General features: G+C 67.3%; 10 protein-coding genes. 4 read left to right on the forward strand and 6 right to left on the reverse strand.

Going from position 1 to position 12,611, the window contains the following annotated elements; translation table 11 throughout:
- The 5 genes from GUY30_RS02985 to purD form a co-directional block, all read right to left on the reverse strand.
- Positions 1 to 939, reverse strand: coding sequence for an ABC transporter permease (locus GUY30_RS02985; protein ID WP_167193966.1), 939 nt, complete (start codon positions 937 to 939; stop codon positions 1 to 3).
- The gene (locus GUY30_RS02990; RefSeq protein WP_228281651.1) at positions 936 to 2,078 is read right to left on the reverse strand and encodes a polyamine ABC transporter substrate-binding protein; all 1,143 of its coding nucleotides are present in this window, start codon (positions 2,076 to 2,078) and stop codon (positions 936 to 938) included. The genes GUY30_RS02985 and GUY30_RS02990 overlap by 4 nt, the downstream gene beginning before the upstream one ends.
- Before the next feature lie 22 nt (positions 2,079 to 2,100).
- Positions 2,101 to 3,288, reverse strand: a complete 1,188-nt coding sequence (locus GUY30_RS02995) for an ABC transporter ATP-binding protein (RefSeq protein ID WP_167193970.1) — start codon at positions 3,286 to 3,288, stop codon at positions 2,101 to 2,103.
- Entirely contained in the window at positions 3,285 to 4,931 is a 1,647-nt protein-coding gene (locus tag GUY30_RS03000; RefSeq protein WP_167193972.1) for an amidohydrolase, read from the reverse strand. The genes GUY30_RS02995 and GUY30_RS03000 overlap by 4 nt, the downstream gene beginning before the upstream one ends.
- A gap of 349 nt (positions 4,932 to 5,280) precedes the next feature.
- A complete protein-coding gene (gene purD, locus GUY30_RS03005) occupies positions 5,281 to 7,521 on the reverse strand; it encodes a phosphoribosylamine--glycine ligase (RefSeq protein WP_167193974.1) in 2,241 nt (746 codons plus the stop codon).
- Positions 7,522 to 7,554: 33 nt separating this feature from the next.
- On the opposite strand from purD, the gene GUY30_RS03010 reads away from it, so the two are divergent.
- Genes GUY30_RS03010 through GUY30_RS03025 form a run of 4 tightly spaced genes read left to right on the forward strand, consistent with a single transcriptional unit; the run spans position 7,555 to position 11,438 of the window.
- On the forward strand, positions 7,555 to 8,676 hold the full coding sequence (locus tag GUY30_RS03010) for an asparaginase (RefSeq protein ID WP_167193976.1): 1,122 nt from the start codon (positions 7,555 to 7,557) through the stop codon (positions 8,674 to 8,676).
- A complete protein-coding gene (locus GUY30_RS03015; protein WP_167193978.1) occupies positions 8,676 to 9,077 on the forward strand; it encodes a sterol carrier family protein in 402 nt (133 codons plus the stop codon). Before GUY30_RS03010 ends, GUY30_RS03015 begins: the two co-directional genes overlap by 1 nt.
- The gene (locus GUY30_RS03020) at positions 9,074 to 10,516 is read left to right on the forward strand and encodes an aldehyde dehydrogenase family protein (protein ID WP_167193980.1); all 1,443 of its coding nucleotides are present in this window, start codon (positions 9,074 to 9,076) and stop codon (positions 10,514 to 10,516) included. Before GUY30_RS03015 ends, GUY30_RS03020 begins: the two co-directional genes overlap by 4 nt.
- Positions 10,517 to 10,541: 25 nt before the next feature.
- On the forward strand, positions 10,542 to 11,438 hold the full coding sequence (locus tag GUY30_RS03025; protein WP_167193982.1) for an EamA family transporter: 897 nt from the start codon (positions 10,542 to 10,544) through the stop codon (positions 11,436 to 11,438).
- Between the two features lie 12 nt (positions 11,439 to 11,450).
- Here GUY30_RS03025 and GUY30_RS03030 read toward each other — a convergent pair whose 3' ends face one another.
- Complete coding sequence (locus tag GUY30_RS03030) at positions 11,451 to 12,428, reverse strand: universal stress protein (RefSeq protein WP_167193984.1); 978 nt, start codon at positions 12,426 to 12,428, stop codon at positions 11,451 to 11,453.
- Positions 12,429 to 12,611: the final 183 nt, after the last annotated feature.

Below are 12,611 nucleotides of genomic sequence, written 5' to 3' on the forward strand. Positions count from 1 at the left end.
TCAGGCCCTCCCGTCGTGCAGCGGAACACTGTTGAGCTTGGCCGTGATCGCCTGCCCGAGTTTGAGCAGTGCGAAGCCGACCCCGACGACGACCAAGGTCGAGATGATGAGGATCATCGCCATGGCCGCCCCGACCGCCCAGTTCTGTGCGGTGTTGAACTGATTGGCGATGAGCTGACCGACCATAGACCCGCTGGCCCCGCCGAGGACGGTCGCCGTGACGTAGTCGCCGTTGAGCGGGATGAACACGAGCAGGCAGCCGGAGACGACTCCCGGCATCGCCATCGGCAGCGTCACGCGCAGGAACGTCTTCACCTTCCCCGCGCCGAGGTCGTAGCTGGCTTCGCGCAGCTTCTTGCCCGAGGCGTCGATGGCGACGAACAGCGGCAGGATCATCAGGGGCAGATAGTTGTAGACGACGCCGATCTGCACCGCTGTCCGTGTGTAGAGGATGTCGAGCGGCCCGTCGAGCAGCCCGAGTCCCTGCATCCAGTTCGACAGGAATCCGTCGGGGGAGAGCATGATCTGCCACCCGAGGGTGCGGACGAGGAAGTTCGTCCAGAACGGCACCATCACCAGGGCCAGAGCCAGGGACCTGCGGGCGGGTGCGACCTTGATCGCCAGCCAGTAGGCGAACGGCAGGGCGATGATCAGGCACAGCAGGGTGCCGAGCAGCGAGATGCGCAGCGTCGCGAAGAACGTCGAGACGAAGCTTGCGCTCATCGCTTCCGGGTACCGGCCGAAGGACAGTCGGTCGGTGGCGATGGCCGTGAACTGGTCGGGTTTGTACCCGAAGCTGTAGAAGACGATGAGCGCCAACGGGATGATGAAGAAGAACAGCGCATAGGCCCACGTCGGAAACGACATGGCCGCAGGGCCGAAGAACTTCGTCGCCGGCTTCTTCGTACGAGGCTGTTTCGGTGGTGTCTGAGTGCTCATGCTCCGCTCCTGGCCTGGGCGTCGGTGAGGATCTTCGTCCGGATCTGATCGGCCGGAGTCTGCTTGCTCGGTTCGAGGCGGTCGAGGACCTTCTGCGCCGGGAAGATGAGGTCCTGTTGGTCGAGATCGGCCTTCTTCGCCTGCTCGGCCAGCCCCTTCGTCCCGATCGGGTAGCCGATGTAGTCGAGCTGGTCGACCGCGGTGTCCGGGGAGATCATCTGATTGATGAAGGCGTGCGCCGAATCGGGGTGCGGGGCGCCGGTGGCGATCGCCCAGCAGTCCATCCACAGATTCGCCGAGGGGGTCGGGAAGACGAACTTCCAGTTCTCCGGATCCTTGACCTCGGTCAGACCCTGTCGGGCGTCGCCGTTGAAGGCGTGCAGGAGGGTGAAGCTGCCCTGGATCATGCTCGTGGCGGCATTGCCGACGTAGGCCTTCACATTCGGGGCCAGCTGGTCGACGATGATCTTCCGTGCTTCGTCCAGCTCGCCTTCGTCCTGAGTGTTGAGGCTGTAGCCCCGCGCGGACAGGGCGATCGCCGAGACCTCCCACGGGTCCTCGAGCAGAGCGGTCGTTCCGGCCGCCTCCTTCTTCGCGGTGTCGAGGAAGTCCTGCCAGCTGGTGAGCTCCTTGTCGATCTTCTTCGTGTTGTAGACGAACCCGGTGGTGCCCCACGCCTTGCAGATCGAGTACGTGTTGTCGGGGTCGAAGTACTGATGTGTGAAGTTCGGATCCATATGCTTGAAGTTCGGGATCAGGCTGAGGTCGAGTTCCTGCAGCAGATCATGTTCGAGCATCTGCGGAATGTTCGATCCCGTCGGCACGACCACGTCATAGCCGGAGGTCCCGCGGGAGGTCGAGAGCTTCGCCACGAGCTCCTCGTTCGACCCGTAGGCGTCGACCTGGACGAGGATGTCGTGCTGGGATTTGAACGCCTCGAGGAGTTCGGGATTGTCGTAGTCGCCCCAGGAGTAGAGGTTGAGCTTCGATTCCAGCTGTCCGTCGGTCGGCGGCGACGCGGCCATCTTCGTGGTCTTCCCGCAGGCACTCAGCGCACCGAGGCCGACAACTCCGAACCCGGCCATCAGCGCTCGCCGACTCAACCTCGCCGAGGCGGCCCGCGGCGCCAGGAATGTCACATCGGGTCTCGTCTGCCCCATCTCAGGCACCGCCCTCGACGGCCGCGGCAACCGCGGTGGGTTCGTGGTCGTACACGGCGACGGCGTCGGCATCCCAGCTCAGCTCCACCTCGGTGCCGGCGCTGATCGGCTCCCGCCCTGCGGCGGGGACGCGGGCAAGGATCTCATCGTTGTCACCGACGACGATCATGTACTGGATGACATCGCCCAAGAACGAGTACGAGATCACGGAACCACGGGCCGTGTTCGCCTCACCGGAGTTCTCACCTGCCGGGGCGACGTGCATCCGCTCCGGGCGGATGGCTGCGCGCACCCGGTCGCCGACCGCGAGATCGCGGGACTCGCCGGCAGCGGTGGAGGGTTTGAGTGTCAGCGTCGGGGCGGTGAGCAGGGCGTTGGCCGTGCGCAGGGTCGCGGACGTCGAGTCGGTGGACGCCACCTCGGCGGAGATGAAGTTCTGCTTGCCGATGAAGCCCGCGACGAAGCCGTTGTGCGGGTTCGCGTAGATGTCCTCGCCGCTCCCGATCTGCTGGATGACGCCGTCGTACATGACGACGATGCGATCGCTCATCGCCAGCGCCTCATCCTGATCGTGGGTGACGAAGACGAAGGTCGTGTCGAGCTTCGTGTGCAGGCGTTTGAGTTCGAGCTGCATCTCCTCACGCAGCTTCCGGTCGAGCGCCGACATCGGCTCATCGAGGAGGAGGACCTGCGGTCGATTGACCAGTGCTCGTGCCAGTGCGATGCGCTGCTGCTGGCCGCCGGAGAGCTGTTCGGGTTTGCGTCCGGCGAAATCCTCCATCTGGACCAGCGCCAGGGCCTCTCTGACCCGCTGCGCGATCTCCGGCTTCGGGACCTTCGCCTGTTTGAGTCCGTAGGCGATGTTGTCGGCGATGTTCATATGCGGGAACAGCAGGTACGACTGGAACACCGTGTTGACGGGGCGGCGGTGCGGCGGCAGGGACACGATGTCCTTGCCGGAGAGCAGGATCGCCCCGTCGGTGGGGGTCTCGAAGCCGGCGATCATCCGCAGCAGGGTGGTCTTTCCGCAGCCGGAGGGACCGAGCAGGGACAGGAACTCGCCCTTGCGGACGCTGAGGTCGAGGCGTTCGATGGCGGTGTTGTCGCCGAAGACCTTCTGCACGCCCTGGATCTCGAGGTGGTCGAGCCCGGTCTTCGCAGAGGGCGCCGAGGTGGCTGTGCTGGTCATGATGGCCTTTCGTCGTGGACGATGCGTCCGTCGCAGATCGTCAGTTCGTTCGTGATTCCGGCGATGTCGGCTGGCGGCAGTGTGAAGGGGTTCGCGCTGGCCAGGGCGAGGTTCGCGGGCTGCCCCGGTCGGATGCGGCCGTTGTCGGCCGAGCGCAGCAGGTGGGCCGAGCCTGCGGTGTAGGCACGCAGTGCCGTCGTCAGGTCGATCGCCTCGTGAGGCAGCAGGGGAGCGGTGTCCGCGGCGGCCGGGTGCGAGCGGTTGAGTGCGACATGGATCGCCTCCCATGGGTTCGCCGTCGATACCGGCCAGTCCGAGCCCATCGCCAGATGGGCGCCGGTGCGATTGAGAGACCCGAAGGGGTAGAGCCAGCCGCTGCGCCCGGCACCGAGGAACGGCAGGTTGAGGTCGATCATCTGCTCGTCGTGGCAGGCCCACAGCGCCTGCAGGTTCGCGGTGATGCCGAGTTCGGCGAAGCGCGGCACATCGGCGGGATCGACGACCTGCACGTGGGCGATGTGGTGGCGCCGTTCGCCTGTGCCGGCCGTGCCGGAGCCTGTTGTGCCGGGGCCCCGGATGGCTGCGAAGGCGTCGAGGGCGGCCTTGACCGCGGCATCGCCGATCGCATGGCAGTGGATGTCGAAGCCGGCCGCATCGAGGGCGGCGAACGAGGCCTCGAGGTGGTCCTTCGTGAAGTAGCTCGTTCCGAAGCCGCCGCAGGTGCAGGTGTATTCGTTGGTCATGGCCGCGGTCCGGGACTCGACGATCCCGTCGAGCATGAACTTCACCGAGGTGGCGCGGAAGCGGCCGTCGGTGCGGGCGAGATCGGTCAGTCGGGCCACCTCGGCGTCGATGTCCTCGACTCCGCGCGGCCACCACAGACTGCCGACGACCTCGGAATGGAGATCACCCGATTCCGCTGCCCCGATGTAGGTGCCATAGGGATCGCGGTGGCCGCCGTAGTCGCCGACGATGGCGTCCATCCATGCGGTCACGCCGAGGGAGTTGAGGTAGCGCTGCCCTTCGCGCAGCCCGGCGAGGACCTCCTCATCGGCGGCTGCGGGAACGTGGGCGGAGACGAGGTCGATGGCCGATTCGTGCAGGCACCCGGTGGGACGGCCGGTCGAGTCGGTGACGATGACGCCGCCGGCGGGTGCCGTGGACGTCTCGTCGAGACCGGCCGCGGCCATCGCCTTCGTGTTCACCCACGCGGAGTGGTGGTCGGCGCTGAGCAGGATCGCGGGCCTGTCGGGGCAGGCCTCGTCGAGGATGTCGGCGCTCGGGTCGCCTCCGGGGAAGTGGGACATCGACCAGCCGCCGCCGATGACCCAGTCATTCGCGGGGTCGGTCGTCGAAGCAGTGTCTGCGACATAGTTCCGAATCGTCTGCAGCGCCTCGTTGAGCGTTCCGGCGGCGCTGATATCGCAGGCCAGTGCCTCCTGGCCGCCGAAGGTCGTGTGCACATGGGCATCGACGAATCCGGGCGTGAGCAGTCTGCCTTCGGCGGTGATCGTGCGTTCTGCGGGAACAGCTGCGGGGCCGGTGCCGATCTCGGTGATGATCCCGTCACGGATGCTCACACGATCCTCGGGACGCAGAGCCTCACCGTCGAAGATTGCGACGTCGAGGATGTCGAGGTCCATATGCTGCCTCCCGACTGCATTGTCGTGGCAGAGGTGGATCGCAGAGTCCGCCTCTGTGTGTTGTAGATCACTGTGAAGCCACCTTAGCGGAACTTCCATCGCGATTCCACTGAATCCGTTGCCACTTTGCGAATTGATAGAGGGAAACTGCAATGCCGGTTGTCAGTGATGCTGAATCAGCGTCTCACTCTGCGATATTCGCACGTGAGGCGCAGGTGACTCGAGCGTCGGTGGGAGAGCGTCGGTAGGAGAGCGCCGGGGGACACCAGGAACGACGAAGCCGCGGGGCACCGACTGTGTGTCGGTGCCCCGCGGCTTGCCTGGTCTGCGCTCTGCGGCGCGCAGAGACTCAGCCGGGGAACGTCTCCCCGGTGAGCTTCTCGAAGGCCTCGATGTAGCGGGCACGGGTCTTCTCGACGACCTCGGCGGGCAGCGCAGGGGGAGGAGTGTCCGATGCCTTGTCCCAGCCGGACTCCTCGGTCAGCCAGTCGCGGACGAACTGCTTGTCGAAGCTCGACTGCGCCTTGCCGGCCTCATAGCCCTCGGCGTCCCAGAAGCGGGAGGAGTCCGGGGTGAGCACTTCGTCACCGAGGACGATCGTGCCATCGGGCAGGGTCCCGAACTCGAACTTCGTGTCGGCGAGGATGATTCCGCGTTCCCTGGCGATCTGCTCGGCGCGCTGGTAGATCTCCACGGTCAGGTCGCGCAGCTTCTCTGCGGTCTCGGTGCCGACGGTCTTCGCGACGGCGTCGAAGCTGACGTTCTCATCGTGTTCCCCGAGCTCGGCCTTCGTCGCCGGGGTGAAGATCGGAGGTTCGAGGCGATCGGCCTCGACGAGTCCGGCGGGCAGCTGGATTCCGCACACGGACCCGGTCGCCCGGTAGTCGGACATGCCCGAACCGGTGAGGTAGCCGCGGGCGACGCACTCGACAGGGAACATCTTGAGGTTCTTCACGATGAGTCCGCGGCCGCGGACGGCTTCGGGCACATCCGAGCTGACGACATGGTTGCCGATGACATCGGCGAGCTGATCGAACCACCACAGGCTCAGGCCCGTGAGCACCTTCCCCTTGTCCGGGATCTCCGAATCGAGCACCCAGTCATAGGCCGAGATCCGGTCCGAGGCGACCATGAGCAGCTGTTCGGCGCTCGCGGCATCGGCGGCATCGGCAGGAATGTAGAGGTCGCGGACCTTCCCCGAGTACACGTGCTTCCAGCCCGGCAGCACCGGAGGGTGCGGTGCGGGGGCGGCGTATCCGGAGGCGAGTTCGATGCGACCGGCGGCGGCCGCCTCGGCGATATCGGTGCGATGCTGCTCACCGTCCCACTTGATCTCGTCGACCGCGGCATAGGCCTTTGCCCGCGCATCGTCGAGGTCGTCACCGAGGGAGACGACGGAGAGCACGCGGCCGCCGGAGGTGACGATGTCACCGGTCTCGGCGATGTCCTTCGTGATCACAGCATCCTCGGGGGCGAATCCGCCGCTGGGACCGGTCGCGAGTTTCGTGCCCGCGTGCAGGACGCTGACAGCGGGCAGGGTTGCGACGGTGTCGAGCCCGCGGATGATGTCTCCGGTGTTCGGAGTGCCAGGGTAGTTCTCGGCGGCCATGACCACGGTCACCGAGGAGCGCGGATCCCATTCGAGGGGTGCGGTCTCGTTCAGGCGGCCTTCGGCAGCGGCGAGCAGCGTCTGGCCCAGGGGGCTGGACAGGCGGGCGAGCACCGACTGGGTCTCCGGATCGCCGAAGCGGACGTTGAACTCGATGACGCGCAGACCCTTCGACGTCAGCGCGAGTCCGCAGTAGAGGAGTCCGGTGAACGGCGTGCCGCGGCGGGTCATCTCATCGACGACGGGCTGGGCGACGGTGTCGACGATCTCCTCGACCGTGCCCGCAGGCAGCCACGGCAGCGGCGAATACGCGCCCATTCCGCCCGTGTTCGGTCCGGTGTCACCGTCTCCGATGCGTTTGAAGTCCTGCGCCGGGGCCAGGGGGACGGTGGTCTTGCCGTCGCAGAGGACGAACAGGGAGACCTCGGGGCCGTCGAGATAGTCCTCGATGACGACCCGGTCGGAGACCTCGAGGCAGGAGCTCGCATGCGTCATCGCGGCGTCGAAGTCATCGGTGACGACGACTCCCTTCCCGGCGGCAAGCCCATCGGCCTTCACCACATGCGGGGCGCCGAATTCGCGCAGCGCGGCCGCCGCCTCGTCGGAGGAGTAGGCGACGCGGGCGGAGGACGTCGGCACATTCGCGGACTCCATGACCTCCTTCGCGAACGCCTTGGAGCCTTCGAGGTGCGCGGCCTCCGCGCTGGGTCCGAAGACGGGGAACGAGGCTTCGCGCAGAGCATCCGCAACACCGGCGACCAGCGGGGCTTCGGGCCCGATGACGACGAGATCGACGTCGAGGGACTCGGCCAGCGCGGTCACGGCGGCGGCATCCGAGGCGTCGACGGCCTCGGTGTGCGCGATCTGCGCGATGCCGGGATTGCCGGGAGCGGCGATGACGGCGTCGACCTGTGGGTCGCGCGCGAGAGCAAGGACGAGGGCGTGTTCACGGGCGCCCGAACCGATGACAAGAACCTTCACGCCACCAGCCTAAAGGGTCGTAGGCTTGAGTGCGTGACCTTCTCGACTTTCACCGCCGCCCAAGCCGCTGAGCTCGCCGTCGTCGAGCGCTCCGGCTTCGTCGAATCCCGGCACATCGGGTCCGCCGTCGTCCTCGACCCGCAGGGATCACCGTTGATCAGCCTGGGTGCTCCGGAGATTCCCGTGTTCACCCGGTCGAGTCTCAAACCGCTGCAGGCGATCGCGGCGATGAGCCTCGGCGCGCAGCTCGAGGGACCGGCCGCGGCCCTGGCCGCTGCCTCACACAAGTGTGAAGCCGGGCATGTGGCGGTCGTGTCCGCGATGCTCGAGAATGCCGGGCTGAGCGTGTCCGACCTGCAGTGCCCGTCCGCCCATCCCGCCGACGGAGCCTTCCGTCGTCAACTGCAGGAATCGGCGCGGGCTCGGGGAGAGGAGAACACGGACCCGCGCTCGCCCCTGTACTTCAACTGCTCCGGCAAGCACGCGGCATTCCTCGCCGCAGCCCGCGCCATCGGCGCCGACACCGCCACCTATCTGTCCCCGGAGCATCCCGTGCAGCAGAAGGTCGCCGAGGTGGTCACCGCCTTCGCTTCGGAGGAACCGTCCGCGGTCGGCATCGACGGCTGTGGGGCTCCCGTGTTCGCGCTCAGCCTCACCGGCCTCGCCCGCGCCATCGGCCGCGTCATCCGGATCGGCAGCAGCGACGGTGACGCCGAGGAGGCGGGAGCGTGGGCTGCCTATGAGAGCGAGGCTCGCACCCTCACCGAGGCGGTCTTCGCCGACCCGGGGACGATCGAAGGACACGGCCGACCGAATTCGACCGTCATAGACAAGCTCGGCGTCTTCGCCAAGGGCGGGGCCGAAGGAGTCATCGTCATGGCCACCCGCTCCGGGTATGCCGTCGCCGTGAAATGCCTCGACGGGTCCTCGCGGGCCACCGGGCTCGTCGCCCTCACCCTGCTCCAGTGGGCGGGAGCGTTCGACGTTGAGCCGGGAGCCGCCTCGGCGTCGGGGAAGGATACGGTCGACGCCGTGATCGCGGCGATCACGGATCCGGTCACCGGAGGCAGGGATTCCGAGGGGCGGACGAACGTTGTCGGACGCCTGGAGCTCGGGGAAGATATTGCCACAATCGGTGAGAGGAAGAGGGACTGATGGCGATTCGCAGAAGGATCGACCCCGATCAGGGGCGCAGCGCACTCGAGATGTGGCTGACTCAGGCGAGGCTCGACGCAGCCCCGGCCGACCGGTCGACCATCGCCACCGCCGTGCGGTTCACCCTCGAGGAGCTCGCCTCCCGAGCCGAAGGCAACAGCGTCGAAGTCCGGGTCCCGCCGTTCGGCGTCACCCAATGCATCGCCGGACCCCGGCACACCCGCGGCACCCCGCCGAACGTCGTCGAGACCTCGGCCGAGGTGTGGCTGGGTCTGGTCACCGGACGCACCGACTTCGCGACCGCGCTCGCCGCCGGCGATATCGAGGCCTCGGGAACCCGAGCCGACCTCGGCGACTTCCTGCCCCTCTTCACCACCGCAGAACTCGAGGCCCGAGCATGAGCGCACAGATCACGCAGACGACGTCGTTCATCGGCGGTCGGCATGTGCCGTCCCTGCTCACCTACGCCAATATCGACCCGGCCACCGGAGGCCAGCTCGGCGATATCGCCCGCGCCGGAGCCGATGAAGTCGACCGGGCGGTGCAGGCTGCGGCGAAAGCGCAGCGGGAATGGAAGCGCTCGAGCCCGGAACAGCGCTCCCGCCTGCTCATCGCCACCGCCGCCGTCATCACCGCCAACCGCGACGATCTGGCCCGCATCGAATCCGAGGACACGGGCAAACCGCTCACCCAGGCCTATGCCGACGTCGACGTGTGCGCCCGCTACTTCGAGTTCTACGGCCACACCATCGAGTCCTACTACGGTCACGCGATCCCGCTGGCCGAGGACATGCACGTCTACACGCGCCGGGAGCCCTTCGGCGTCACCGGACACATCGTGGCTTGGAACTATCCGCTCCAGCTCATCGGCCGTGCCGCCGCCACCTCGCTGGCCACCGGCAACTGCGCCGTGGCCAAACCCGCGGATGAGACCCCGCGCTCGACCGTGCGGTTGGCTGAACTCATCCACTCCGTGGGCTTCCCGGCCGGAACCTTCAACGTCGTCACCGGACTCGGCGCCGAGGCGGGAGCGGCGTTGAGCGCCCACCCCGGGGTGGCACATCTGGGCTTCGTCGGGTCGACGCAGACCGGTTCGGCCATCGCCCACGCCGCCGCCGATCGAGTCGTGCCCACGGTCCTCGAGCTCGGTGGGAAGTCCGCGAACATCGTCTTCCCCGATGCCGATATCGATGCGGCGATCCCATCGCTCGTGCGCTCGATCATCCAGAACGCCGGGCAGACCTGCTCGGCCGGATCCCGGCTCATCGTCCACCGCGACATCCACGCCGAGGTCGTCGACAAGATGGCCGCGGCCATGGCGAAGGTGACCATCGGCTACGGCCTCGACGACCCGATGCTCGGGCCCCTGATCTCGACCAAACAGCATGAACGGGTCGGCGGGTTCCTCGCCACAGTCGACTCCGGACAGATCATCACGGGCGGCACCCGACCCGACGGTCTGGCCGACGACCTCGCCGCTGGGTCGTTCATCACCCCCACCATCGTCGACTCCGTCGACCCTAAGTCCCGGATCGCCCAGGAAGAGGTCTTCGGCCCCGTCGTCGCGACCCTGCCGTTCGCCGACGACGACGAAGCCGTGGCGCTGGCCAACGGCACCGACTACGGCCTCGTCAGCGCACTGTGGACGCAGAACATCTCCCGCGCCCACCGCCTGGCTGCCGAGGTCGATGCCGGCCAGATCTTCGTCAACACCTATGGTGCCGGCGGTGGAGTCGAACTGCCCTTCGGCGGGTTCAAGAAGTCCGGTTACGGTCGCGAGAAGTCCATCGAAGCCCTCGACGAATACACGCAGACGAAGACCGTCGCCATCAAGCTGTGACGGTGAGGAAGGGGCCGGTGCGCCGATGACCTTCCCGGTGCTCGGGCTCGTCCTCATCGCCGCCGTCGCCCACGCCGTCTGGAACCTCGCCGCGAAGTCCGTCACCGGCAGAGGCTATGCCTTCGTGCTCGCCTACCACGGGCTCTCGGCGCTCCTGCTCGCCCCGGTCGCGGCCGTCATCATCGCCACCGGCGCGCAGCCGCTGAACTGGGGACTGGTCGGCGCGGCGGCACTGAGCGCGGTCTTCCACATCGCCTACTCCGTGGCCCTGCAGTCCGGTTACGACCACGCCCCGCTGGGCGTCGTCTACCCGACGGCGCGCGGCATCGGGCCGGTCGTGACGATCATCATCGCCGTGGCCTTCCTCGGTGAGCGTCCCACCCTCGCCGAGGCGGTCGGAGCCTTCACCGTCATCGCCGGCATCGCCGTCGTCACGATCCGTCCCCGCGGCGGCGGGGACGGCCCCACGAGCAGCGACGGTCTGCGACGGGGGCTCGCCTGGGGCGGGCTGATCGGGGCGTTCATCGCCTCGTACACACTCTGGGACGACTTCGCCGTGAACCATGTCAGCGATTCCCCGCTGCTCTACTTCGCCGTCTCCGAAGCCTGCGTCGGGCTCATCATGACCGTCGGAATGGTCGCGCTTCCCGGCGGCCGGGAGAAGCGCGCGGACTTCCGCGAGATCCTTTTGAGCCACAAGCGCGCGCTCGTGACCGTGGCGATCCTCTCACCGCTCGCGTACGTGCTCGTCCTCTACGCGATGCAGCAGGCGCCGGTGGCGCTCGTAGCCCCCGTGCGGGAGACCTCGATCATCGTCGGCACCCTGCTAGCGTGGTGGTTCTTCGGGGAGAGGAACGTGCTGCTCAAACTCGCCGGTGCCCTTATCGTGGTTGCGGGCATCGGGCTCATCGCGCTCGGATGACGGCGCCGCGCCTCAGCGGCGGCGGCCCGGCTGGCGGCGGTTGACCCGCACCACCCGCACCGGGCACACGGCATGCGAGAGCACACCCTGCGACGTCGACCCGAGGATGGTGGAGACGAACCCGCCGCGGCCACGGGAGCCGATGACCAGGAGATCTGCGGTGTACGTGGCCGACACGAGCACCTCGGTGGCAGGTGCATCGAAGATCGAGAACCGCACCTCGAGATCGGGGAAGTCTCCCTTCAGCGACTCGGCAGCAGCGGTGAAGGCCTTCGCCGCCTCGTCGTACATCCGGATGAGATGTTCTTCGCTGGGCATCCACTCGGGCGAGAGGATGTGCGTGGCGGTGACCCCGACGAGGCGCAGCGGAACACCGTAGATCGCGGCCTGAGCGGCCGCGGCACGCAGCACCGGGGTGTCGGTCTCGAAGGGATCGACGGCGGCGACGACCTCACCGGAGAAGTCGGGACGCGACCGTCCGTCCGCCTCGGCGGAGGGATCATCGGTCGTGCGGACGGGATCATCGATGGGCAGGGGAGTCGTCGGCATGATCCGGGTCGGCCACGTGCTCGGGACGACGAGGGTGGGGCACTGCGAATGCGCGGGCATGGCCAGGGCCACGGATCCGAGGAGGCGACCGGCGAACCCGCCGCGACCGCGCGCGCCGACGACGGCGAGGGCGGCGTTCTTCGAATGCTCGACCATCACTCCGGAGGCGTCACCGGGCACGATCGTCGTCGACACGGGAACGCCGGCCTTGGTGACGGTGGCGGCGGCCGCCTCGGCGATGTCTTCGACGGTCTTCTTCACGGCGTCGTCGAAATCGGCGGGGTAGACGATATCGGCCTGGCTCATATTGACGCCGGGGACGGTGTAGGCGGAGACGATGCGGATCTCTGCGGAGGTCTTCTGTGCGTGCGTGATCGCCCACTGCAGGGCGCATTCGGCGTTGTCGGAACCGTCGATGCCGACGATGATCGTGTGGGACATATCGCAAACCTCTGTCTTCAGTGACCGTTAACCTGGGTGAGTCCAGTTTAGTTGTGTCCAGTTTATGGGAAGTGGCGTGAGACTGCCTGGGAAGAACCTCAGGCTGACTCGACTAGACTGTTCGGGACCTGTTGTTCCGGGGTATTCCCGGTGATCCATCGGCCCCATCCGGCCACGTGTCCA

It is taken from the genome of Brevibacterium pigmentatum (assembly GCF_011617465.1).
Lineage (GTDB): Bacteria > Actinomycetota > Actinomycetes > Actinomycetales > Brevibacteriaceae > Brevibacterium > Brevibacterium pigmentatum.

Coding starts and splice junctions, on each gene's coding strand:
- GUY30_RS02985 (WP_167193966.1), bottom strand. CDS start 939: ATGAGCACTCAGACACCACCGAAACAGCCTCGTACGAAGAAGCCGGCG.
- GUY30_RS02995 (WP_167193970.1), bottom strand. CDS start 3,288: ATGACCAGCACAGCCACCTCGGCGCCCTCTGCGAAGACCGGGCTCGAC.
- GUY30_RS03000 (WP_167193972.1), bottom strand. CDS start 4,931: ATGGACCTCGACATCCTCGACGTCGCAATCTTCGACGGTGAGGCTCTG.
- GUY30_RS03015 (WP_167193978.1), top strand. CDS start 8,676: ATGGCGATTCGCAGAAGGATCGACCCCGATCAGGGGCGCAGCGCACTC.
- GUY30_RS03020 (WP_167193980.1), top strand. CDS start 9,074: ATGAGCGCACAGATCACGCAGACGACGTCGTTCATCGGCGGTCGGCAT.
- GUY30_RS03025 (WP_167193982.1), top strand. CDS start 10,542: ATGACCTTCCCGGTGCTCGGGCTCGTCCTCATCGCCGCCGTCGCCCAC.
- GUY30_RS03030 (WP_167193984.1), bottom strand. CDS start 12,428: ATGTCCCACACGATCATCGTCGGCATCGACGGTTCCGACAACGCCGAA.